Origin of the sequence: Belliella calami, assembly GCF_022549695.1 — a bacterium.
Lineage (GTDB): Bacteria > Bacteroidota > Bacteroidia > Cytophagales > Cyclobacteriaceae > Belliella > Belliella calami.
The window spans coordinates 15,029-38,928 of the sequence record NZ_JAKZGS010000027.1; the positions used below are offsets into that span (position 1 = coordinate 15,029).

At 36.3% G+C, this 23,900-nt stretch carries 17 protein-coding genes and 2 pseudogenes; 3 read left to right on the plus strand and 16 right to left on the minus strand.

Annotated elements, in window-relative coordinates; translation table 11 throughout:
* Positions 1-225: 225 nt before the first annotated feature.
* Positions 226-1,314 carry a hypothetical protein gene (locus tag MM236_RS18915; RefSeq protein ID WP_241276566.1) on the minus strand — a complete coding sequence of 363 codons (1,089 nt, stop codon included), beginning with the start codon at positions 1,312-1,314 and terminating at the stop codon, positions 226-228.
* Positions 1,315-2,407: 1,093 nt separating this feature from the next.
* On the opposite strand from MM236_RS18915, the gene MM236_RS18920 reads away from it, so the two are divergent.
* A complete protein-coding gene (locus MM236_RS18920; RefSeq protein WP_241276567.1) occupies positions 2,408-3,316 on the plus strand; it encodes an ArdC family protein in 909 nt (302 codons plus the stop codon).
* A gap of 238 nt (positions 3,317-3,554) precedes the next feature.
* Here the strand turns inward: MM236_RS18920 and MM236_RS18925 are convergent, their stop codons facing one another.
* The 15 genes and pseudogenes from MM236_RS18925 to MM236_RS18990 all read right to left on the minus strand — a co-directional run bounded on the left by MM236_RS18925 (position 3,555) and on the right by MM236_RS18990 (position 22,841).
* Entirely contained in the window at positions 3,555-3,929 is a 375-nt protein-coding gene (locus MM236_RS18925) for a serine hydrolase domain-containing protein (RefSeq protein ID WP_241276568.1), read from the minus strand.
* Positions 3,898-4,779: a serine hydrolase domain-containing protein gene (locus tag MM236_RS18930; RefSeq protein ID WP_241276569.1), complete on the minus strand. Its 882-nt coding sequence runs from the start codon at positions 4,777-4,779 to the stop codon at positions 3,898-3,900. The genes MM236_RS18925 and MM236_RS18930 overlap by 32 nt, the downstream gene beginning before the upstream one ends.
* Positions 4,780-5,017: 238 nt before the next feature.
* Positions 5,018-5,383, minus strand: coding sequence for a cupin domain-containing protein (locus tag MM236_RS18935; RefSeq protein WP_241276570.1), 366 nt, complete (start codon positions 5,381-5,383; stop codon positions 5,018-5,020).
* 387 nt (positions 5,384-5,770) lie between these two features.
* Positions 5,771-6,364 carry a hypothetical protein gene (locus tag MM236_RS18940; protein ID WP_241276571.1) on the minus strand — a complete coding sequence of 198 codons (594 nt, stop codon included), beginning with the start codon at positions 6,362-6,364 and terminating at the stop codon, positions 5,771-5,773.
* A 2-nt stretch (positions 6,365-6,366) separates the two neighbouring features.
* A complete protein-coding gene (locus tag MM236_RS18945; RefSeq protein WP_241276572.1) occupies positions 6,367-6,858 on the minus strand; it encodes an RNA polymerase sigma factor in 492 nt (163 codons plus the stop codon).
* A 519-nt stretch (positions 6,859-7,377) separates the two neighbouring features.
* On the minus strand, positions 7,378-8,373 hold the full coding sequence (locus tag MM236_RS18950; protein ID WP_241276573.1) for a leucine-rich repeat domain-containing protein: 996 nt from the start codon (positions 8,371-8,373) through the stop codon (positions 7,378-7,380).
* Between the two features lie 440 nt (positions 8,374-8,813).
* Positions 8,814-9,002, minus strand: a pseudogene (locus tag MM236_RS19825) (PDDEXK nuclease domain-containing protein); the annotation flags it as partial.
* Between the two features lie 148 nt (positions 9,003-9,150).
* Positions 9,151-9,462, minus strand: coding sequence for a PDDEXK nuclease domain-containing protein (locus MM236_RS18955; protein ID WP_241276574.1), 312 nt, complete (start codon positions 9,460-9,462; stop codon positions 9,151-9,153).
* Between the two features lie 430 nt (positions 9,463-9,892).
* Positions 9,893-11,308 carry a hypothetical protein gene (locus MM236_RS18960; RefSeq protein ID WP_241276575.1) on the minus strand — a complete coding sequence of 472 codons (1,416 nt, stop codon included), beginning with the start codon at positions 11,306-11,308 and terminating at the stop codon, positions 9,893-9,895.
* Between the two features lie 81 nt (positions 11,309-11,389).
* On the minus strand, positions 11,390-12,478 hold the full coding sequence (locus tag MM236_RS18965) for an endo-1,4-beta-xylanase (RefSeq protein ID WP_241276576.1): 1,089 nt from the start codon (positions 12,476-12,478) through the stop codon (positions 11,390-11,392).
* Positions 12,479-12,557: 79 nt separating this feature from the next.
* Positions 12,558-14,168 carry a RagB/SusD family nutrient uptake outer membrane protein gene (locus MM236_RS18970; protein ID WP_241276577.1) on the minus strand — a complete coding sequence of 537 codons (1,611 nt, stop codon included), beginning with the start codon at positions 14,166-14,168 and terminating at the stop codon, positions 12,558-12,560.
* 10 nt (positions 14,169-14,178) lie between these two features.
* Positions 14,179-17,115, minus strand: coding sequence for a SusC/RagA family TonB-linked outer membrane protein (locus MM236_RS18975; RefSeq protein ID WP_241276578.1), 2,937 nt, complete (start codon positions 17,113-17,115; stop codon positions 14,179-14,181).
* 82 nt (positions 17,116-17,197) lie between these two features.
* The gene (locus tag MM236_RS18980; RefSeq protein ID WP_241276579.1) at positions 17,198-18,076 is read right to left on the minus strand and encodes a PKD domain-containing protein; all 879 of its coding nucleotides are present in this window, start codon (positions 18,074-18,076) and stop codon (positions 17,198-17,200) included.
* Positions 18,077-18,272: 196 nt separating this feature from the next.
* A complete protein-coding gene (locus MM236_RS18985; protein WP_241276580.1) occupies positions 18,273-18,590 on the minus strand; it encodes a hypothetical protein in 318 nt (105 codons plus the stop codon).
* Positions 18,591-18,740: 150 nt separating this feature from the next.
* The gene (locus MM236_RS18990; RefSeq protein ID WP_241276581.1) at positions 18,741-22,841 is read right to left on the minus strand and encodes a hybrid sensor histidine kinase/response regulator transcription factor; all 4,101 of its coding nucleotides are present in this window, start codon (positions 22,839-22,841) and stop codon (positions 18,741-18,743) included.
* A gap of 187 nt (positions 22,842-23,028) precedes the next feature.
* On the opposite strand from MM236_RS18990, the pseudogene MM236_RS18995 reads away from it, so the two are divergent.
* A pseudogene (locus tag MM236_RS18995) lies at positions 23,029-23,211 on the plus strand (calcium:cation antiporter family protein); the annotation flags it as partial.
* A gap of 159 nt (positions 23,212-23,370) precedes the next feature.
* A complete protein-coding gene (locus tag MM236_RS19000; RefSeq protein WP_241276583.1) occupies positions 23,371-23,727 on the plus strand; it encodes a glycosyltransferase family 2 protein in 357 nt (118 codons plus the stop codon).
* The last annotated feature ends 173 nt before the right edge of the window (positions 23,728-23,900 follow it).

Sequence of the window (23,900 nt, forward strand, 5' to 3'; positions counted from 1 at the left end):
GGTCTTGTTTCATGTATTAATTTTAAAAAAAGCTGTAATTAAAAAAGCTTTCAGATTATTTAAATGTGTTTGACAGGATTGTAATTAAATCTACGCCAATTCATCCAATTTTTTTATCATTGTCAATTTGCTTGTTTTTGGTGGGATTCACAAGGAAAATAGCTTGGATAGTACGCACACGGTAAGATAAGGGCACTTATTTTTATTTTTTATCTATCAAGGAAATTATTCATCAGTTTCCAAAGTAACTATATCTTCATATGGAATTGCTCCCCATGCTATTTTATACGAGTTCGAGACCGAATCTAAATCTACTGATTCAATTTTCAAGAAGCATTGAGAAAGAATACTGTAGAAAACTTCCCATTTTCTCTCTCTAGGAAAACTAGAGTCTAATTCATTAATTTCAGCATTTACGTTAAATAATGGATTTAATCTTACTTCTATAGTGTGATGCTTTTTAAAGTCAAATACCTCAGCATCCAAAGGAAGCCAGTGCCCAATACCTATAAATTGATATGGAAGGTCATAAGGTAGAGGCTCATGGGGTGGGTCTACATGTTTTCTAGCAGCATCTAATCTTAATGTATGAAGGTAATAATATCCTGGAATGGGAATATTATTTCCAGTTTGCAAACCTAAACGCGTTCTCAATCCTTGTAGCGTCAAAAAGTAGTTTTCAGCTATCCATTCATTTTGAAATGCACTAGATAAATCCAAACTATCTATTTCCACAATTTCATGATCTGGAAACAATCTCTTTATTTGATCAAGGTCTGTACCTTTCAAGATAAAAACAATATTTCTGGGTTCATTTTCATCTTGGGGACCTCCGCTATTTTTTGGAAGTAGATTTTTGTTCAATACTACAGCCATGTCGTTCTTTAAATTATTTATTAAAACAGGTCTTCTTTTTTTAAGGATAAATTCACAAAAAATATCATCATAGGTAATTTCAGAAATTTCCATATCGCGCAATTCAAATATCCGAGCTAGTTTTTTTGCAATATCAAATTGTGTATCGTTATCTTGAAGTATGACCCCAGCACGTTCTAAATTTTTCAATAAAAGAGTTAAATCAAAAGTGATTTCATATTCGCTCAAAAATTCTTGTTTTACCTCTTCAGTCCAGTTGGCAATAGCCTCAATAATTAAAGGGTATTCACTATAATCTGGATGTTGAATATTTTTTATAACAATTTTTTTAATTCGGTATTTCCCCGTAATTAATTCATATAATCCTAAAGAATTTAACTTGGGATCCTTGGCATTAAATTTTGATTTTAGATCTAAGAGATAAGATGTTCGATTCATATTAAAAATTTTCGTTTTAAACAGTTTTTTAATTCTGGAAAGCTATTTATAGTGATTTAATCAATTTTAAAGCAAATCTAAGAGTAGTTTTATTTACTTATTTCATGAAAATATAAAATGTTTACCAATAACAAAACTTTAAGTTTAGTATTTTAATTTAGAGATCACTTTAGGTGGCTTTACTTTCTATTTTATAATAATTTGTTTTAATCTACAGATTAAAGTTTTTGACAAAAATTAATCAAAATGAAGTTTTGCAATTGAGAATATTAGGAGCGTCTAAATATTCAAATATAAACAATGGCTGTTTTTGAAATTTTAGCGAAACTATAGCAGAGAGAAATCAGGATAAAAAAGAAGCTCCATAAGATTACTAAGGGTAATTTGGATCTGTTCCCTTTTGAAAGAATTCAGAAAGATAAGTATTTATTGAGGCTGATCTATGAATTCAAGAAGCATATTCAAGCAGACGAATTTATTCAAACTGGAATGAGGCTTCCTGATTTGGAAATTTAAGGGGTGATTATACTTGTAGAAAAGCCTTTTTTTAATGCAAAGTCATTTTTAAACTCCCCATTTCACCCGTATAACCCAATCGTTTCAAGAGTCGTATTATTTCAATGAAAAACCCCAACTTTTAACCGTTAAAAGTAGCAATCTTGAAAATGGTGAAAACGGAAGCCCAAAGGCGTCAGACTGCTGATTTTTGCAGTCAGCAAGATGTAGGATTGTCTACGACATTCCGCTCTTGAAACTGGTTCCGAAGTCACCGTTTTGTCTTTTACTCGGAACTCGAAAGTCTTTTTATTCTTTGGATTTTAAGTGGAAAACAGCATTGTTTTTAACGGTTAAAAGTAAATGTTTTAAGATGTTTTTTCCATTTGTCAGAAACGGTTGATTGCTTGAAGCTGTCAGTTTTATTTTCTATTCAATTCCTCAGCAATTTAGGATGTCATCCCCCACACATGGCAAGAGACTACGGCATATAGCCGTTACGCTCCGCTTACTTTATATTCCGTTTCCTCTTGCATTCAGTGGACGCTGAATCCTGGTGATGCTTCATAATTAAATCTTAAAACTAAAAGAAGAAATCATGAAGACTATTGCAAAAAAACAAAGGAAGGATGTTTATCAGATGGTGACCGATCTGATCATTGAAAAGCTTGAAAATGGGATTGTCCCATGGAGACAGGTTTGGCAGGGAGGTGAGATTCCTGCTAACTATGTGACCAAGAAATGTTATAGGGGAATCAATATGTGGATCCTGTTATCGGTACAATTTAGCCAACCGTATTTTATGACTTTTAAGCAGACTCAAAGTTTGGGCGGTTCGATAAGAAAAGGATCAAAGGGACTCCCTGTATGTTATTGGGGGTTCAGCTACTTTGACAAAAAGAGTGGCAGGAAGCTTATGGATGAAGAAGCCAAAAAAATGCATCCTTCTAAAATCAGGAAAGTGTGGTTTCTCAAGTATTATACTGTTTTCAATATAGAAGATGTTGAAGGGGTTGATTTTGAGATTCCGGAAACTGTGGTTCTGGAAAATACTGAACCGATTGAAAGGTGTGAGCAGATCATCAGGGAAATGGTCAACCCCCCAAGGATTGTACATGGGATTCCTGAAGCATATTACTCGCCAGTTTCGGATTTGATCAATATGCCTGAGAAAAGGCTGTTTGAATCTCAGGAGTATTATTTTTCAGTTTTATTCCATGAATTGACGCATGCGACTGGACATCAGGGTAGGCTCAATAGAAAAGAGATTGTTGAATACAACGAGTTTGGATCAGAAGGATATAGTAGGGAGGAATTAACGGCGGAAATGGGTGCAAGTTACCCATGCAATCATTCCGGAATCATGGAAAAGAAATTGTTGGAGAATTCAGCTGCCTATATCAAAGTGTGGCTAGACAGGCTAAGGTCAGATAAAAGGCTCTTGCTGGAAGCAGCTTCAAAAGCCCAAAAGGCTGTGGAGTATATTTTGACAAATTGTCCATTTTAAGAATTGAAAGGGGATGCCCCTCCCCTATTTTGGTCATAAACTGGTAAGTTATTTTGAATTTCCAATCATTACATACTCAAAATGATCTGATGACATTTGCCTGTCAACTTCCCGAAATCTATAACTCTCCTCTTCTGGCAATATCAAATAAACAACTCTCTCTGTATTAGTCTAGTATCTGGGAAAAATGGTCAAAGGTCTATTTTAGCATTTAATTTTCCATTCATTGTTTTGATTCCTAATTCAATAGCAACCCAACATCCCACAAATCAAAATCACCACTATAATACTTTAGGGAATTGCCGCAGTGAACAATTACAGTCTCTTTATTGGGGATGATGTAAATATTCTGTCCAAGGTTTCCATTTGCATAAAAATGGAAAGTAGAGTCCTTGTTGACATGGCCCCACCATTGATAATTATAATATATTCTTTTATCACTTCGACCAAACCATTTTGGGTAGATGTCTCTGGGGATTGATTTGTTTTCCCGAGTTGATTCAAGCACCCAATCTTTTGAAATAACTTGATCGCCGTACCAATTCCCTTCCTTAAGCATAAGCTGGCCAAAACGTGCATAATCAATCGCCCGGGCAATCAAACGGCTTGGCATAATATTCAAAGTTGGATTTTTCACTATCGACAGAGAAAAGCGCATCGTACTCCATTATTTTTGACCACAATTTTTGCTCAAGGTATTTGGAAACAGATACATCGGTAGCCCTTTCAATAATCAATCCCAAATAACTTGTATTGTAATTTGAGTATTGAAAATCTTTTCCGGGTTCCGATGATATTTCCACTTTCTCAAGCAGTAGTTTTCGGACATTGGGATGGTAGTAACCAACTGCCTCATCATGCCAGGGAGCATGTATATTGGTGAAGGGTATGAGGCCTGTATTGTATTTAAGCCCAGAACGCATTTCAAGTAAATTTTTAATAGATATTTTGTGAAAGCGGGGATCTCGCTCCAAGAGTTCAGGGATATAATTTGTTATCGGGTCATCTACACTTTTGATGAGATCATCTTCGATGGCCGCTCCAATTAAAAATGAAATAAATGACTTCGCCATAGATTGGGAATGAAAGTATGAATCTCTGCCAAAACCATTGAAATATTTTTCATAAATCATAGTATCTCTCTGAATAACAATAAGCGCTGTTGTTTGAGACTCAATAGCCCATTCTTCAAAGCCATTAAATCCCGTTTTGGTTACCAAATCATCAAATAGTGATTCAATATATTCCTCTTTGGGTTGAGAAATAAATCTATTGGCACTTTCTGCTCCCCGAATCTTGTGATTTTCAAAATGTTTATAGTCATAGACATCTGCTATATTCATTGTGATTAATCGATAGACATAGGTGGGAGAATATCTAATGGATAAAAAGATAACGGTAACGCCCAAAATCAAAAAGGGTGATAACAAAAGGGCACTTAAAATTCGTTTCTTAATCTTCATTTGTATTGGGTGTAGAGGCAGACTCCTATAGTGCGGTACAGGTTATGGAAAAAGACCTTGTTAAATTTAAACTCCAACCTGTGGACGTCAGTAAACCAGTTTCGGTACCCACGGCTACTACTCCCCCTTATCCGTTCGCATCCCTTATAAATTTTAAATCCATCAAGAACTACAGATAGTGATTGGTATTAGGTTTTTCATTTAAACGCTGTATAATTAGCTGCTTGTTTTAAGCATTTTAAATCCACTCCAGCTTTTCTACAGTTTGCTGCACTTTAAGGTCTCCAGTGTGTTTAGTAGTTTTAGGCTCTATCAACATGACTTTCACTTCTTCGCCGTTTGCAGTCCAAGGCCTGTGTTCTACGCCCTTTGGTACAATCAAAACCTCTCCAGGCTTGGTGGATATGGTTTTTCCATCTCTAAAATCCATCATCAATGTGCCGCTGACCACTACAAACATCTCGTCTTCATCCTGATGGCTATGCCAAACCAAGTCTCCTTCTAACTTGGCTAGTTTAACAAAGTTCTCATTCAACTCTCCCACAATGTAGGGATGCCAGTGATGTTGTATTTTGGCAAACTTTTCTTCCAAGTCAATTTTCATGGTACAATCTTTTAGTTTGTTTTAAGATCCAATTGCTGATAACCTCCAAAGCTTCAGTGGCAAATGTTTGTTCAATTTGGGAATATTCAGAAACGAGTTCTGTTTTGCTTTCCTGAAATAAGTGATTTAATCCTTTCAACAAAACAATTTCGTTCTTTTTAGATTTACTTGCTGTCAATTTCCTCTTTACAATAGGGGGTTCCTTACCAGATGAAGCTATTTCAATGGCTTCCTTTACTTATGCTTTATAAGCTTTCTGTCCACTAAAGCGAAACTGCGGAAATCAAGTGATTGTCCTAGTGATATTTTTTATCAGTTGTTTTTTGGGTATAGCTATTCTTTACTGATAGTTTCAGCCGATTTGAAAATACCAAAGTGTTTGGGGTTTTAGCTGTGGATGTCAGAAAGGATTTTTTCCGTTTCTTTCAGTATTTTATTGTAGGATTTTAACACCCACATGGCGAATGCCAAAAAGAAAATTATGGAAACAGGGAAAATCAATGTCCAAAAGTGGGGTACTTGTGCAATTGCTTTTCCCTGTATGGACGAAAGTACTGGTACTGCCACAAGCATCAGAAATAAGCCAAGTGAAACATTCAGTTTCTTAAGTCTTTGAAACTTTATTTTTCTATGCGCAAAATCCTCAATTGCATCAATGTAGGCCATGGAAGGGATGTTGACATTTCTGACAGCTTGCAAAGACTTCAGTGAAATCACAGGAAGAACAAAAAGCAATACAATAGCAATAATTGCGAAAATCTGCATTGTCAGACTGTCTACCTTTGTAAAATTCATTGTTAAATAAGCTGCTCCGATATAGCAGACAATAGTTCCCACATATTCTGAATAACCGATTTTGTTGAGTTTGGAATGATATTTTTCCTGTTTCAGTTTTTCCAGGATTTGATTGGTCTGGAGTTCCTGCTTTTCCACTCTTTTGCTTAATGATTGCCAGGTGTTTTTCATTTCTTCAAGTTCCATAATTACTGTTTTTTAATGATTCGTGATTTCAGTTTCTCTTTGATTCGCAAAATCTTTGTACCGACGTTACTGCTAGTAATGCCAATGATTTCTGCAATTTCTTGATGGCTTTTTCCTTCTAAATAGAGCAGGATGATACCTCTTTCAAGTAAGCTTAGCGTTTGGATGTTATCATATAGTTGTTTTATCCTTGCCTCTTCCGACTTATCGACTGCTTCGGCAAAACGTTCTGTCTCCATATCTATGGGAATGGTATTTACTTGCCTCTTGCTACTTTTCAAGTTGTAAATGGCAGTGTTCATAGCCACCCGGTACATCCACGTGCTTAGCTTGGACTTTTCACCAAAAGAGTCAAAGGACTTCCAAAGCTGAAAGACAATTTCCTGATACAGGTCTTCCCTATCATGAAGACTGTTGGTATAAAGCATCGCAACTTTAAAGATCAGTCCTTCATTCTGTTTTATTACTTGTATGAATCGGCTTTTTTTATCCATCGAAAATCAAACTTCAACCAATTAGTGTAAGAAGTTCCGAAAAAATCACAGTTTGGGAGAATTTATTTTTTAATTATTATGGATACCTTAGATTGGTCAAGTGGGGTCTGAACAATTTCAATCGATTCAAAGGAAGCATGGTTAAAGCAGTTGATTGGCGTAGATAGGTTAATTTTTCCTATCCAAGCCTGTTCTATCACCTGCAGCTAGGATCTAAGAAATCATTGGTTGCATCCAAGACATCTCGAAATCTGATTACCCATATAATGGGAAATGGTTCTTATGCTCAATGCAAAAAGATGATAGGTGGTAACATCCAAAACCTAAAAAGACAATCATCGAAATTTCAATCGCAGCCTACGACCGCACCTAGCAAACCTTTAACCAACCATATGTCAGTCAAAAGTCACTAGCACCAGGATTCCTTGCGGTGGCACTGATAGATTTGTACATCAATTTAAGCTTACAGATAGTGATAGGTATATGGGCTTTTATATAGTGGGCTAAATGTTGTGCCACTTATATTTCAATATCCCAATTCCATTTTTTAACTCCCTTTTCATTTAGTTGCCTTGTTGTTTCTTCATCAGTCCAATGCATAATATTTGAGTATTCGATTGTATCAGATGTTAACAAAATTTTTACAGATTGCTCAATAAGATTTTTTCGTTCCGAAGCATTTGAGTTTTCAGCAAACGATAATTGAAAGACTTTTAAGTTAGGAATTTGTCCGACAGATTTAATGTCTTTAAGCCTCAAATTATTGTGAAGATGAACTCTTTTTAATTTTCTCAAATTTGAAAGATTTGGAATTACTTCCATTTTTGACATACCTTCAAATTCAATTTTCTCAAGACTTTCAAGTGAATTCAAAAAATCAAAGTTTGGAATTTGTCTGACACGGCTAAACTCTATGGATTTCAATTGCTTTAGATTAGAAATAGAGTCAAGATTTTTATAGCTTCCCAAAAGTAAATTGAGTTCTTCGAGTTTATTCAATTCCATCAAAAAGTCAAGATTATCTAGTTTTATGCCTCGAAAAGTCAAAGTTCTTAACTTCTTTAATTGTTTGACATTTTCTAATCCTTTTTTCATTCCATCTACGTACAAAGATTCTAAGTTTTGAAACTCTTTTATAAATGAAAGGTCAACTGCCGTTGATTTTGTTTCTTCAATCCCGAAATATGTTAGTTTAGTGTTAGAAAGAAGTGTTGAATAGTCTTTTGTATTAAATGATGCAATCGAGAATTTCCTGACATTAGGTATTTCCTTAAAAAATAACAAATCTTGTTGTTCAAACCACAAGACACGAAGTCTGATATGAGGGTATTGTTTGAAAAATTCATTGAGTGTTTCCCAAGTTTGTTTTTTTGGGTTTTGAAATTGATACAATTGAAGAGAATGAATATTATCTTCTTTTATGATTTTAGGAATATCAGATTTCTTTAAGTCGGATAAAATGTTAATGTTTCCGCTAAAATTTTTCCATTTTTCTTTGGTCGTAAATATTCCCATTAAATTCTATGTTTCTTCTAATGTGGCACAACATACGGTATTTTAGATTCAATCTACCCAAAAAAACAACGATAATAAATAGATATATCAAGATCGCGTTTACAACATAGTTGGACGAAGCGAGGCTATCGACATGGGTATTTTTAAATTTGTCATGGTTGATCAGGTGGGTTATGAATAAATACAAGAGCTTCAATGGACACAAGGTCAAAGCAGTTGATTGGCGTAGACAGGTTACTTTCTCCTTTCCAAGTCTGTTCTATCTCCTGCAGCTGGGATACAAATTAATCTGACTTGATTGACTATTATCCGACTACAAAATATAAACTTCCGCAATGAGCTGGAGTATAGTACATTTCGGATCCCTTAGTATGACGGGACAAGCCGTAAGAGATGAAAGGATAGGATTCGCCTTTACCTCGTTTGTACGGTCTCATTTTTTATCGCTCAATTATTTCCCTTACTTTTTCTTCCAAATGTTTTTGGCTGGGTAAATACAACTGATATTTTGAAACAAAAATCTTGGTGGCTAGCCCACCTTTTGCATATTTAACGGTATTTTCGTGCTTGTCTGCTGCGATGATAATTCCTAAAGGTTCGTTGTCGCCTTCGATATTTTCTTCTTCTCTGAAGTAGTTTAGTTAAAGGTTCATTTGCCCGATGTCTTGGTGTTTCAGTTTCTAGTTTTCAGGTCGATAAGAACAAAACATTTGAGTATTCGGTGATACAAACAAGGTCAATAAAATTATGTTCGTTATCTAATGTGATTTTGAACTGCTATTTGACGAAAGAAAAACCTTTACCAAGTTCCAACAAGAATTGCTGCAGGTCGTCAATGAGTTTCTTCTTCAAAGCTCTTTCTTTAACAATACTGTAAATTGGTAATTCAAGAAACTCAAATACGTAAGGGTCTTTTATGATGTCTTTAGAAGTTGCTATTTCCTGACCTTTTTCTGCTAATGCTAATACGCCTTTTTTATCTTTGCTTAACGCTAATCGTAGAAACAACGCTGAATATATTTGGCGTTTCATTTCTCTTGCTCCCCAATTTTTTTTGATAGATTGCTGTTCATAAAAACTTCTCGCCAAATCGTCTGATAACGTTAATCATTCAGCAAAACAACTCCATTTCAATTTTCCAGACACCATCTGAAAAATTGGATATTTGATATAAAACTGCCTGCAAAGGTAGATGCTACTTTACTAAAGCCCTTACCATATTTTATTTTCAGTTCTCTTATTCTTTTTGTTGGTGTCTATATGATCGATTACATGTTTTTTGTTGGTGGTTCTCCATGAAATGCGGTTACAACTATTCTATGAATACGAACTGAAGCAATTTCCATATAATCTTCCTTTGCATTTAGTTTGCCAAAAGTCCATTTGTTGTCATTGAAACTACATCACAATAAATGCTATATCAAACCTAACCGCAAGTATTGAAGGTCAATGGTTGAAGATTACATAAAGTGATCTCATTTTAAATTTTTAAAAGCATCACATAATTCCACGTAAATTTTTATTTGTCAAAAACCAATATAATATCGAAAACCTTCTCATTGAAATCTTTCATCAAATCCATCAATGGTTCATAAACATTAAATTCGCTATCTACGATGCCTTTGTTGGAGTCCCTGTTTGAATAATCAGTGGTCAGGTCAAGAGGATCATTATCTTGATATGTAAACCAATGCCAGCCAACACATACTTTACTTTCCAGTAATTTCATTGCGAAATTATGGTAAAAAATCCCCCTGTCTTTTTGAGTAGGAACATTCCAGCCTGCCCCGGTTCTATTTGGCAAACCTGAATCTTCCCCTTTTACATACCACTCTGTTATGATAAAAGGTTTACCTGACCATTTTTCCCAGTTAGCCAAAATCTCCAAATCTGGCTCCCACTTTCGATAGTGGTTGACAGAAAGTATATCTATATATTTTCCAGCCACTTCAAAAATCGCAGGGTTTTGCAATTCTTCTTTTTCTTGATTGAATCGACATCCTAAAAACATATGATTAGGATCATATTTTTTTATTGCTGCACTCACTTTAGAAATGTATGTTTCAAAATAAAAAGCCGTAAACGCCAACCTATCGTCATCATTGACATCATCTAGATCTGAATCTTTACCTTTTCTTTCATCTAACCATTTTTTAGCAGCTAGATAACCTGGTTCATCTTTTGCCAGATATGTCAGGTGCCGGTCTAATGCATCGTTTTTCCAAGGCAGTTCATTGTCAGTATAGTATCCTAGCAGATGTTTATCATTCGCATATTTTTGGATTGGCGCTATTGCTTTCTCAATATACTCGTCAAATTCCGGATCAAAAACCATTGCCAAATCAAACCTAAATCCTTGCCAACCTGTCTGCAAATATTCTCCACCATACCTTTTGATATGCTCTGATTTATAACTGCCCATAGGGTTCACAATCACAGTATATACCAAGGGGTTTTCCACTTCTCTCAATCTATCTACATCAGACCAAGCTCCAGTACCATTGAATCCATTTTCTTTCAGGAGTTCTGTTTCTTTGATTGCCCAATTTTGTATATTTCCGTATTTTTCATTCATGGAGACCTGTTGTTTTTCCGACTTCCCAGGACGGACTACAGCCACGCCTTTATGGATAAATGGATATCCATCAGGATCTATGATCCACCACCTATCCTTGATTTTCTCAGTTCTGAAGAATCCAGTTGCATTTGATTGATTTATTTTCCATCCCCCGTAATTGCTCTCTTTAGGTGATTTTCTTTTATCCTCCATCACTGTCATCATATCAACTGTTTTAGCCTGATATGTTTCCCAGTTGGGGTCTTCTGCATTCTTTCTTGCTTTCACTTCATAAAAGCCATTTGGGTCTTGTGCGTACAGTATGGATTGGACACCGATAAAGATTATTAGAGTGCATATATATTTTAATTGCATCATTTGTATTCCATTAAAATCAGACATCAGTAAATTAATATCTGAGAAAGTTTATAAATAAGTTTAACAGGTTTGAGTTGTTTGCTATTGTAAGCCTTCCAAAAAGCCTTCATAAGTTTTTTTCTTTTGAAAATTCTCATCAAATAGCAAAGGGTATTCCTTTGGGTGCCACCATGAAGTCAGCCATGTTCTTTTGTCTGACACCCCCCAAGTTGTGATTGCGAATTTTTGGCTTTGAGGAATAGCTTCGAAAAAGGTCACGAAATCTTTGTATGCTTCTGCATGTTTTGCCTGCTCGGAAGGTAGATATACAAAATTGTCATCCTTGTTGACATTGATTCTGATGTCGAGTTCTGACATATGAATTTGCAATCCTGTACTTGCAAGATCAGTCAGTCCATTTCTAATGGTGGTTCTATTTGTAGAGGCCATGTAATGAAACTGATCTCCCAATCCATCGATAGGATAGCCATCTGCCCTGAATCTATTGACCATTTGCCGCATTGCTCCTCGCTTGCCTGCTGCCAAGACTACATTATAGTCGTTGTAAAATAGTTTTGCATCTGGATCCGCTGCTTGAGCATATTCAAAACATCTCCCATAAAAAGCAATTGGATCATTGAAGGTTCTAAACACAGGACATCCATCTCTCCGCAATGTGCCATCATCATTGAAAATTTCATTGGCTACATCCCAGCTGATCACCTTGCCTTTGTATCTTCCTACGACCGTCTCTATATAGGTTTTGATTTTTGTTTCAAAAGTGGCCGAATCATAATTCGCATTTCTAAACCAGTTGGGAAAAGAATTATACCAAACCAAGGTATGTCCATGTACATCCATATTATTGGTTGCGGCAAAATTCACCATCCCATCAGCTGCCGTCCAATCATAATTGTTTTCACCTTTCCATATATGAGCCATTTTCATTTCATATTCGCCGGTGATTTGGGAAAAATGGGTTCTCAAAGTATTTGCATATTGCCCATTGAGTTCTGAGTTGGTAACAGCAGCACCAATACCAAATTTTGCTTTGAGTCTAATATTGTCCAATGAAGGCTCTGCTGTCTCCTCGGGCTCTTCAACAATTGGGTCTCCATCTGAATCTGCGCATGCAAGCATTCCTGCAGTAAGAAGCAATGCCAACGATATTCTTATTATGTTGTTTTTCATTTTATCTTATTTTTAATCATTTTGGGTAGTTGCGCTAAACACCCAAAAATCAATAACTTAACTTCTGGGTGCTTATTGATTAATAGCCTGGATTTTGAGGCATAACTCTATCAGTATTTGCATCAATCACCCTTTGGGGAATTGGCAGTAATACTTGAAAGTCTTGGATATTGGCGGCGAACTTATTGAGAGCACGATTTCTCTCTAGGAGTTTTCCGGTTCTAACCATGGTATGTCTTCGATGTTCTTCAGTCACCAATTCCCTAGACCTTTCATCAAGGATAAAATCAATGTTAACTTGTGCTGGAGAAATTTCCGAGGCGTTGGATCTTCTTCTGATTTGATTGATCAATTCGGCAGCTTCAGCGTTGTTTCCCAACTTCATTTCAGCCTCAGCCAACAATAGATATGTCTCTGCGACTCTCAAATAAACTTGGTCAGCAAAGGCAAAATTTGCATTCCAAAGATTGGGATCATCATACGTCCAGTCCCATTTTCTTGTGCTGGCCCATCTGGCATTGTTCACATTCATTTGGCTATTATCCATCTGCGTTCTTATCGTATCACCATTGAAGCCAATGTAATATTTACGAACAGCAAACTCACTAAACCTATGGTCTTGTGGCTCATAGATGCTAAAAGCCCAAGCCGAAATAGCCAACCTCCCAATCCCTCGACCTCCATTCTCTGGTGTATAAGGTGCATATCCATTATAATTGATCACCCAAGATCTTCTCATTGAATTGGAACTTGCACCAGGAAGCTCCAAAACATCCGAATTCGGGAATATCCAAAGTGCTTCTCTATTCCCCTCTGCCCTAGTGATGTTACCATCATAAAACTGATCCATAAATGGAACTCCTGGTTGATTTGCACGAACACCAAACCGCTGGGTAGTCAAAGCGAAATTGCCTCCATTCACAACCCTTGAGGCTTTTTCTCTTGCTTGCTCCGGCATATCCATCCATAGGTAAATCTCTGCCAAATAATGTGATGCGATTGCTCCAGAAAGCTCAAGCGCACTATTTGAAACTTCCGGCAGATAGGATTCAGCCAAAAGCAAATCGGACACGATCAATTCCTGGATTTCTCTGACAGGCCTTCTTTCCCAATCATTTTTGTAGTTCAGCCCGTTAATTTCCTCTGTTGTAATTGGAACATCACCGAAGCTATAAACTAAATGTCTGTAAGCCCAAGCCCTGATAAGATGGGCATGACCCAAAATGAGTTGCTTGTTTTCCAATTCCATTTCAGGAGATGTAGCCTGCCAATCAACATCAGGATTTTCGGCTCTTGCAATGATCATGTTGGCTGAGTTGATAGCCCTGTACATCAATAAGAAAATCCCTGGATTCCCAAATGTATCTCCATTCATCAATTGCATTTCTGGGTTCAACTCAATGTTGTATTGATTCAAGCCACGGGACCAAGAAAGCTCTGTGTTTGCCCAGCCATTATCTACACCTATTTTCCAGACAAAACCAAGTTCCGCAGACTGGATCTTATCTTCCCTCTCGTCTCTCACAAAATCCAAAAGCGCATTTGTCGCCAATCTAAAACCTTGGAAAGTTCCAAATAGATTGTCAGCATAAAGGTTATCTCTTGGGTTTTCCTTCAAAAAATCTTCTTCTACACATCCTGAATTCGCTCCAAGGATCAGTATTATGATTGTATATAGTATCTTTTTCATATTGAATCAATTAAAACTGTACTCTAAAACCTGCTATATATGATTTAACAAAAGGAATTGACCGTTGGCTTCCCAATTCAGGATCTGTGCCTTCCCAGTCTGTGATTGTCACCAGATTCTTTGCATTTATATACACTTCTGCCCTTCCCAATTTCCATTTTGACAACATTGGTGCGTTAAGCCTGTAGCTCAAGGTCACATCATTCAGCCTCACAAAACTTGCATTGTTTGACCTTCCGAAATATTGGACTTGAAAAGCATTTGAATCGTCTCTGTTGGCAGGCCAAACATTGTTAGGGCTCTCCGCTGTCCACCAATCTCTATTCAATGTCCTGGCTCTTCCGTCAAAGAATGGATTCATCAGCTCATTGCCCTTTGTCAAACCCTGTACAGTACTGATGAAAAATTGTAGAGATAGATTCTTGTACGAAACTGTATTGTTTAGACCTGCAATAAAATCAGGAATGGCATTGCCAATGAAAGTTCGATCATCTGCATTGATGGTTCCGTCACCATTTACATCCCGAACACGAATGTCTCCAGGTCTCGCTGTAGGTTGGGCAGAATTCACGATGTCGTCACCCACCTGCCAAATCCCGTCAAACAAATAGCTGAAATTGACATTCAAAGGCTCACCGATAAACCATCTATTGGCCAGATCATCTGCGGGGTTTCCATTTTCATCCCTTAAGCCAACATCTACAATCTCATTTCTGAAGAATGAAAAAGTCAAATCAGTAGTCCATTTCCAGTCTCTTTTGTCGATGTTGATTGAGGATATCTGAAGATCTAATCCTCTATTTCGAGTTGACCCAATATTTTGTCTAATTACACCTGTGCCATTTACTTGGGAAATATTTCGATTTAGCAGTAGGTCAACAGTAGTAGTCATAAAGTAATCCACAGAACCTTGGATCCTGTTTTCAAACAATCCAAAGTCTACACCGAAATTTGCGGATTTTGACGTTTCCCAACCCAAACTTGGATCACCGATCCCTGATGGGTAGAAACCAAAAGCAGTTCCTCTCAGGTCATCTAAGTAATTCTGGACACTCAGTCCAGGCAAAGTAGAATATGGGGCAATTGCCTGATTACCATTCTCTCCATAAGAGGCCCTTAATTTCATTGCTGTGATCTGGGGTATGTTTTCCAAAAAGGACTCTCTATCCAAATTCCAACCAACCGCTACCGATGGGAATATCCCAAACTTGGTGGCATCACCAAAGCCTGAATAGCCATCTCTTCTTGCTGTCAAAGTCAAAAGATATTTACTGTCATAACCATAGTTTACCCTAGCCATTTGTGAAAGATAATTCCACTGGGTATAGCTATCGCTTGGATTCCAAACAGTAGCCAAGTTGTTTTGGTAATTGGTCATAATATCACTTGGGAATCCACTTGCTGTCAAGTTGTGGTTTTTACTCCATCTTTCCTGAGCACTGTAAAGTCCCGTAAAACCGACTGTGTGTTTTCCAAATGTCTTGTCATATGTCAAAATATTTTCCACAATCCAATCTTCTTCCTGCCAGTTGTTGGTAGTAGCTACACCTCCCTGTTGAAGTCCAGACCTTGTGTTTCTTCCAGAATAAGTGTCGATTGCTCTATATCTATAATCATATCCCGTATTTACCCTAAATTTCAAACCTTCAACAAATGGAATGTCGATCTGCAAGTAATTTTGAGTGATGATTCTTCTTGTTTTATCTTCATTCAAGACATTGAAAGGTTCCAAAGGATTGGAAAAAAATGAATCTTCAGGCCAAGGGAAGATTGTCAATGTTTCCCCATCTTCCTGAAATGGGGTGGTCAAAGGATTCATCGTGAATGCAGACCCAAAATTTGCTGCATTGGCACTTTTATCTGTATTGAGGAGTTGATTACTTGTGCCTAATGTCAACCAAGGAGTGATTTTGGTGTCTACATTCAGTCTCAAAGTGGTCCGCACCAAATCATCATTCTTTGCGACACCTTTGGCATCTAAATAATTTCCTGATATAAAGTATTTTGTATCTTCTGTCCCTCCAGACAGAGAAAGATTGTGTTGCTGTCTAGTTCCCATTCTAGTAGCAAGTTCCAACCAATCTGTATTAACACCATTTTCAAAAGCTATCTGCTCAGATTGTGAAATAGATCCCAGCCCATAGCGGTCCACTTTGGTGTTGTAAAATGAATTTCCATCCATCAAATCAGGGATATTTGAAATCTGATCTATTCCAAAATAAGTATCATAGGAAATTTTTGCTTTCCCGATTGTCCCTCTCTTTGTGGTAATCAGAATTACGCCATTTGCTGCTCTTGCTCCATAAATAGCTGCTGATGAAGCATCTTTGAGCACTTCCAAAGACGCAATATCCATTGGGTTGATTTCAGACAATCTTCCATTATAAGGAATCCCATCCAAAATAATAAAAGGCTCACTACTGGCAGCGAGTGAATTTCTTCCCCTAATCTGAAGTCCGACATTGTCACCTTCCACACCTGATCCGTTGTTTGTTACTGCAAGTCCAGCTACCCTACCTTGCAGTGCTTGTCCCAAAGAAACTGTTGGCATCGTTTCCAGCTGTTCTGCTTTATATGAGGCTACTGCCCCAGTTATATCACTGCGTTTTTGTGTTCCGTAACCTACTACAATCACTTCTGATAGCGATTGTAGGTCAGCAAGCATTTCTATGTTGATGATCGATCTTCCAGCTACTTCTATTTTTTGGGTTGTATATCCAACGAATGAAAACACCAACACATCATTTGTATTTGCCCTCACGTTGAAGTTTCCATCTACATCGGTAACCGTACCTATAGTAGTTCCTTCCACAAGTATATTAACTCCAGGGATTCCTAATCCATCATCTGGATCTATTACTTTTCCGGTAATTGTACTCTGCTGGGCATACCCTTGATGAAACAAGAGCATAAACCCACAGATAAGTAGGAGTAATTTTGAATTCATTTGATTGGTTATTTATTTGGTTATTGATTGAAATGAACATTGGATATGGGTTAGATCCAATATTCAACTAATTATTGATTCTTCATTTTGACACGTAAAAGTCATCGAGAAAAAAGTCATAATTGTTTGCTGACCTTACATCTCCCTCACTTCTGAATACCAAAAGATTATTTATTGCGCTAAGATTCAAACTGTTATTTACAGCTTTGAAGTCTGCCAATGGAATTGAAATCTTATGCCAATCTCCATCTCTCTTGAATCCATACTCTTCACCAGAAGCTGTAAATTTCAGGATTGCATTTTGCCCTGCACTTTGAAGTCTGATCAAGATAACTCCATTACTGGTGGATTTGAGTGCTAGGTTGTAGAAACCATCAGCATATTCACTGATATCTACTGTTCCTGATTGTGGGGTAATTGATGCCATAGCCCAATCCGAGGAACCGTCAATTGTAAAAGACATTGCCTTCGTTCCTTCAAATGCATTTTGCGCTAACTCTGTAACTGTAAACTGATTGTTTCTCTGAATATTCACAGGTACTAAGTCAGAAATACTTTGATTTTCTGTATAAAAACCTAATCGCTGAACCTCTGGCTCTGGTAAGCCTTCAACTTCAATATTAAAGCTCTGTGTTTCACTAATATTATCAATGTAGGTGATTTCAAGTGTAGCGACGTACGAGCCTCCTTTTTCAAATAGCACCTGAACTTCAGAGTCCTCTGACACTGCGGGTGTGCCTCCTTGGAAATTCCATCTTCTGGTATGCACTTTTGTTGATTGGTCGACAAAGGTAATTGACTCTCCCGCCATGATGCTGTTTGTACTGGCGCTTGCTACCAATTCTCCTGGTTCGGAAAGGACAAGTTCGTCTCCATCATCAACACAGCCGTTCAATCCCAAAACCAGAATAGCTATCATTGCTAATCTGAGTTTCCTTGTGATTTTTGTAATTGTAATCATGATTTTAGGTTTTGATTGTTAATTATTACTGAGTACAATTTTATAATTACAAGCAAGGATTATGATTCATTATTATTCAAAATTCATTCATTATTGTGTTAAATTGGAAAATTGAGTAATAGATGGCCCAGTAAAATTTTCAGCATCAGCTTGAGAGTAGTTATACTTCATTTAAATACTTGATCATAGCCAAAGCTTAATCTGCCGAATGGGAATAAGGCACTTGAACAATTTCATCAGCACCCTGATTTCGGATTTGCCTAATCATATCAGCTATTCTTTCATTCGTATATGGCTTCGGATTTTGAGCTCCATTTCCACCAATTCTAATCAATTGAAAGCCAGGTTTTCCTATTTCAGTCCAAAGATCGTCTATCCTACTTCCATCCATCCTTAACGGCAAACATAGGTTATTCCCGATGAGATGTTTTCTGATTGTTTGAGAAAAAACATGTCCTGATGACATAAAAAAAATCATCATTATCAGAATATGGCTATGCTTTTGGCTTTTCATATATTTTGTTTTGATCTGAAACACAATTCTAGACCAAAGCCATACAAAAGCTGTTCATTAGGATTCAAAATCCATGAACTATTATTGAAATTGGGATTAGAAAAGCTGTTTCAGAAATAATCATACCCAAGGGAATTTTATATTGATATTTTAGATTTTCCCTTTCTGCTGAAACTCTTTTGGTGTAACCCCAAATTGCTTTACAAATGATCTTGAAAAATATGACTGACTACTAAAACCGACGGCATAAGCTATTTCTGTGATATTTTTGGAACTTTCTTTTAATAGTTGCATGGATTTTTTCAGTCTGATATTTCTCACAAATTCATTTACAGATTGGCTTGTGAGGGCCTCTATTTTTAGATATACCAGAGACCTACTCATATTCACCCTTTCAGCAATAAAATCAGCATTGATCTTCTCTTCTTCAATATTCTCAAGTACAATGTTTATGATTGCGTGAATCAGTTTGCTATCACTATCCTCGATTTTATCAGAACCAAATATGAAACTGCTGCTATCCCTAAACTTTTTGGCTAATTCCTTTCTTGAGGATAGTAGGTTGGCGATTCTCAATTTTAGTACTTCTACATTAAATGGTTTTACGATATAATCATCAGCACCTGATTCCAAACCTTCCAGCTGTACATCTTGGGAATATCTGGCAGTCAAAAGAATCACTGGTATATGACTGGTGAGTTCGTCTGCTTTGATTTTTTTGCAAAACTCCAACCCATCCATCTCAGGCATAGTAATATCACTTATGATTATCTGTGGAATGTCCATGACAGCTTTTTCCAGTCCTTCGACTCCATTTTTGGCCAAAATCACCTCAAATTTTTCAGCAAGTTCATTGTATATAAAAGTTGCCAACTCTTCATCATCCTCCAAAACCAAAACTCGGGGCAATGAAGGTTCCTTTTCTCCAATCAAGCTATAATCAATAGTTCTTTCAATTGTATTGTTTTTTGTAACTAGTGAAGCTTCCGGTTTGGGAGTTTCGATGATAGGCATCATTTGATTTTTTACAGGAAGCGTCAAAGAGAATATTGCTCCTTGTCCTTTTTTTGAAATCACAGATATATTGCCATGGTGTAATTCTGCCAACTCTTGGGATAGCGCCAATCCGATCCCGGTTCCTTTTGTCACATCGTTTTCATTGCGCTGTGCACTGTAAAATCTTTCGAAAATTCTTTTTAAATCTTTTTTGCGAATACCTACTCCATCATCTTTCACTGAGATTAAAATGCACGGCTCTTCATTTTCTAATTCTTCAATTTTTTCGACAGTTAGCGCTATGCTTCCATTTTCTCTAGTGTTTTTGAAAGCATTTGACAGCAGATTGCTGATGATTTTATCAAGTTTATCTGCATCGAAACACATAATTTGTTTTTCGATTTTTGCGTCAAAAGTATAGGATATATTACTCTTTGCCGCCAAAACCTCAAAAATAGACCATACTTTATGGGTAAACTCTACAATGTCACCTTGGGAAGTCTCAAGCACCAAACTACCAGCTTCCATTTTCCTGTAATCCATCAATTGGTCTACCAGTTTGAGTAGCTTTTCTGCATTTCTTTGAATCAAATCAAAATGATATTTCTTTTCTTCTTCACCCAAATCCCCATTGGATTGTAATTTTTCGATTGGTGCTTTGATCAATGTCAGCGGAGTCCTGAATTCATGCGAAACATTTGTGAAAAATCTCAATTTCATCAAATTTGTTTCAGTTACATTTTTTATTTGGATTTTCTCCAATTTCAACTCATTTCTTAGCTGTTCCCTGTACAAAATACTCTTTCTGAAGAAATAGAATATGGCAATTATAAGGAAAAGATAAAATGCATAAGCAATTGGAGTTTTCCAAAAAGGAGGATGAATCAATAACTTCACAGAAGTCTCTGCTTCAAGCAATTTGTTCCCTTCCGCTAACTGAACACGGAAATTATATTTTCCAGAAGGAAGATTTGTGTAGGTTGCAAATCTCTTCTCTCCTACAAAATACCATTGATCATCAAACCCTTCCATTTTGTAGGCATATTCAAGCCTTTGAAATGGTTTAAAATTTAGCCCCGCGAATTCAAACGTCAAGACAGATTGATCATAACTCAATTCGATAAAGTCAGTTTCTGTAATCGTCTTTTTCAATGGAGACTTTTCTTGATTTACTTTTTGTGACTTATTGAAAAGTTGAAAATCCACCAGATATAATCTTGGTTCCGGATCATTGTCAAATAAACTATCGGGATGAAAATGTAAAAATCCATTGATTCCCCCAAAATAAAGTTCGCCAGAAACAGATTTCATCCTAGAGCGCTCGTAAAATTCTTGATTGGGGATTTCTTTATTGATTCTGTAGTGTTTAATCTGCTGTGTTTCTGGGTCAAATTTTGTCAATCCTTGATTTGAACTCAGCCATATCAAACCATTATCATCTTCAAGGATACTTTTTATGTTTATGGGTAAATCCAGTTTATCATTCCACCTTATTGACTTCATACTATTTCCTTCCTGGATTATTTGATCAAGCCCGGCAGAACTTCCTACCCAAATATTACCCTTTGAATCTTCAAGGATGTCAAAACAATAATTGGAACTCAAGGAAGAAAGGTCTCCCTCAATATTTTTGAACGCATGCAATTTCGAATCATAGACATATATTCCTGCATATGAAACGATCCAAAGCCTTTTCTTGCTATCCTCCAAAAAAGAAACTGCGTATTCAATCCCCAATAAAATAGGGTCAAATGGGCCTGGGGTTTCTGAGTTGTAAAACATGCCCGTATTAGAGTCATAAACAGTTATACCTCGCTTTTCATGCGAAGCTAGCCACACATTCCCTTTGGAGTCTTTGGTGATACCTTTAATATTGGGAGACAGGGATTTACCTGATATCTTAGCCTTTTGCATTAAATTGGTAGACGCTCCTGTTTTAATGTTGTATTTGAACAGACCCAAGTCCCAACCAGTGGCAAAAAGACTGTTTTTATCTGCACTTTCCAGCCCCAAAATGCTGGAAGAAACGAATGGTGTTTTGATGAAATTCCTTTTGAACTCACCTGTTGATTTATTGAATTGGTTCAACCCTCCGTCTTTTGTCCCAATCCAAATTTCCCCCGACTCATCTTGAAAAATAGAACCTACTTTATTGCTGCTTAAAGTGTTTTTGTCCAAATGATTATGGGAAAAAAATGAAAAAGGGCTAGAGTTTTTATTTAAAACATTTAAGCCACCTTCTTGGGTTGATACCCATAAATTAGCTTGGGAGTCTTCAACAATATGTGTAATAATATTATTGCTGATACTGTTGGATTCGATGGTTTTCTCTTGAAAAACACTAAAACTATTATTTATACGATCAAAAAGGTTGACACCCTTATTGCTTGTTCCAACCCATAAGTTACGTTTGCTATCCTCATAAATGTATGAAACATTTACACTGCTAATCCCTTTTGGTTCATTGAGTGAATTTCTGAACACTTCAATTTTGCCTAAGGAATCCTTTTTGATTAAACCTATACTGCTTCCTATCCAAAAATTACTGAAACTATCAAAGAAAAATGGTTCATTATTTTTGAAGGAAATCCCGTCAAACCCTTCAATTACAAGATTGAATTTCTGAATTAAATCATTTTGAATATTAATTGTAAATAGTCCTAAGCTATTTTGGACAATGATTTCATCTTTCCCTGATTGAATAATTCTCCTTGTATCCAAAATCAATTCCGAAGCCATTCCTGTTGGGAATTGATACCGCTTGAAATCATCACTTTGAGGTTGGAATTTTGCCAATCCATAATTTGTACCTACCCAAACATTATCGTTGTTATCTATTTTGATACTTCTGATTATATTTCCCGGGATTGAACTTTCATCTGAAGGATCGGTAAAATATCTGTAAAATTTCTCATCAGAAACATTATACCTTACCAAACCAGCATTGTTCGTTCCTATCCATATATTGCCATTTTTATCCTCTGCGAGATTTAAAAGGAAATTGCCTGAAAGGGAGTTTGGATTATTACTTTCTTTTTTAAAAGTTTCAAAGCTATATCCGTTCCATTTATTCAGTCCATCGTAGGTGGCTATCCAAATAAATCCTTTCGAATCTTCCAATACAGAAGTCACATGGTTGTTTGACAATCCATTTTCGATCGTTAAACTATTGATAATAAAGCTTTCATCCTGTGCGTGGGTGAATTGCACAAAAAGGATATAAAATAAGAAAGAGATTATGGGTTTAATGTTCATTGTCCTCAAATAACGCAAGAATTGAAAACAACTTTGTTAATTATTGTATAAAGAAAATTAAATATTGTCTAATTCGCTACTATACTAAATCATAAATCACTGATTATATGTATTTTGACATTAACACCAAATAATTCTAATAGGCAGAAAACAAATTAAATTTAGAATTTGAAAAGGAGTCAGCGAAAAGATTATCGGATTGACTATCATTACCGCTGAAACCTCACTTTCAGAACTGGTGACCTCTTTGCTAGAAGCCTTCAAAAAAAACAGTGATATAGCCATAGGCTTTTTGATTGGCTCCAATTTTTTCAACATTCTTTTGATCCTTTCTATCATCAGTTTCATCCAACCAATTTCTTTTAATTAAAAACTCAAATAACAGCTTAAATATATAAATGAAGAAAAACATACATATAAACACCTATCTATCAATATATTAATTACAATAATATTAATATTTTTTCCGACTTGTAGCATTGTTATTGCTTTTATCGTCCCAACTATTAGAACTAAGCCAACCAATGTTATGAACCACCAACTCTCAGTGGTCATCCCAAATTACAATGGAAAAAACCTTCTGGAAAGGTTTCTTCCTTTTACAATTAAAGCACTGATTCATAGCAAACAAACCTATGAGCTCATTGTTGTCGATGATTGTTCGTGGGATGACTCAGTACCGTTTCTCAAAAATACTTACCCAGACATCAAGGTATTTCATAATGAAAAAAATCTAGGATTCTCCAAATCCTGTAATATTGGGTTAAAAAAATCAACAGGGAATTTGGTGTTTTTTTTAAATACAGATATTAAACTTCAACTCAATGCTGTCCTAAATAATTTTTTCTTCTTTAAGAATATTAGGTTAGAGGCAATTGTGAAGTGATTTATTTATAATCTGGAAAAAGAATCCCCTGTGGGTTATATTTTGGGGGTTTGTCATGATCTTCAAACGGTCTGTCCAGCCAATTTTGTAATTCAATTTTGACGAAAATATTCAGTCTGATAAATGCTACCAGGTTTGATAGATGCCATCCGTATTTTGCAGTTGCTTTCATT

Excerpts from the sequence above, each read along its gene's own strand:
- MM236_RS18940 (WP_241276571.1), bottom strand. The coding sequence starts at position 6,364 with ATGGAACTTGAAGAAATGAAAAACACCTGGCAATCATTAAGCAAAAGA.
- MM236_RS18980 (WP_241276579.1), bottom strand. The coding sequence starts at position 18,076 with ATGATTACAATTACAAAAATCACAAGGAAACTCAGATTAGCAATGATA.
- MM236_RS18915 (WP_241276566.1), bottom strand. The coding sequence starts at position 1,314 with ATGAATCGAACATCTTATCTCTTAGATCTAAAATCAAAATTTAATGCC.
- MM236_RS18935 (WP_241276570.1), bottom strand. The coding sequence starts at position 5,383 with ATGAAAATTGACTTGGAAGAAAAGTTTGCCAAAATACAACATCACTGG.
- MM236_RS18990 (WP_241276581.1), bottom strand. The coding sequence starts at position 22,841 with ATGAACATTAAACCCATAATCTCTTTCTTATTTTATATCCTTTTTGTG.
- MM236_RS18970 (WP_241276577.1), bottom strand. The coding sequence starts at position 14,168 with ATGAAAAAGATACTATATACAATCATAATACTGATCCTTGGAGCGAAT.
- MM236_RS18920 (WP_241276567.1), top strand. The coding sequence starts at position 2,408 with ATGAAGACTATTGCAAAAAAACAAAGGAAGGATGTTTATCAGATGGTG.
- MM236_RS18985 (WP_241276580.1), bottom strand. The coding sequence starts at position 18,590 with ATGAAAAGCCAAAAGCATAGCCATATTCTGATAATGATGATTTTTTTT.
- MM236_RS19000 (WP_241276583.1), top strand. The coding sequence starts at position 23,371 with ATGAACCACCAACTCTCAGTGGTCATCCCAAATTACAATGGAAAAAAC.
- MM236_RS18960 (WP_241276575.1), bottom strand. The coding sequence starts at position 11,308 with ATGATGCAATTAAAATATATATGCACTCTAATAATCTTTATCGGTGTC.
- MM236_RS18925 (WP_241276568.1), bottom strand. The coding sequence starts at position 3,929 with ATGCCAAGCCGTTTGATTGCCCGGGCGATTGATTATGCACGTTTTGGC.
- MM236_RS18930 (WP_241276569.1), bottom strand. The coding sequence starts at position 4,779 with ATGAAGATTAAGAAACGAATTTTAAGTGCCCTTTTGTTATCACCCTTT.
- MM236_RS18965 (WP_241276576.1), bottom strand. The coding sequence starts at position 12,478 with ATGAAAAACAACATAATAAGAATATCGTTGGCATTGCTTCTTACTGCA.
- MM236_RS18975 (WP_241276578.1), bottom strand. The coding sequence starts at position 17,115 with ATGAATTCAAAATTACTCCTACTTATCTGTGGGTTTATGCTCTTGTTT.
- MM236_RS18950 (WP_241276573.1), bottom strand. The coding sequence starts at position 8,373 with ATGGGAATATTTACGACCAAAGAAAAATGGAAAAATTTTAGCGGAAAC.
- MM236_RS18945 (WP_241276572.1), bottom strand. The coding sequence starts at position 6,858 with ATGGATAAAAAAAGCCGATTCATACAAGTAATAAAACAGAATGAAGGA.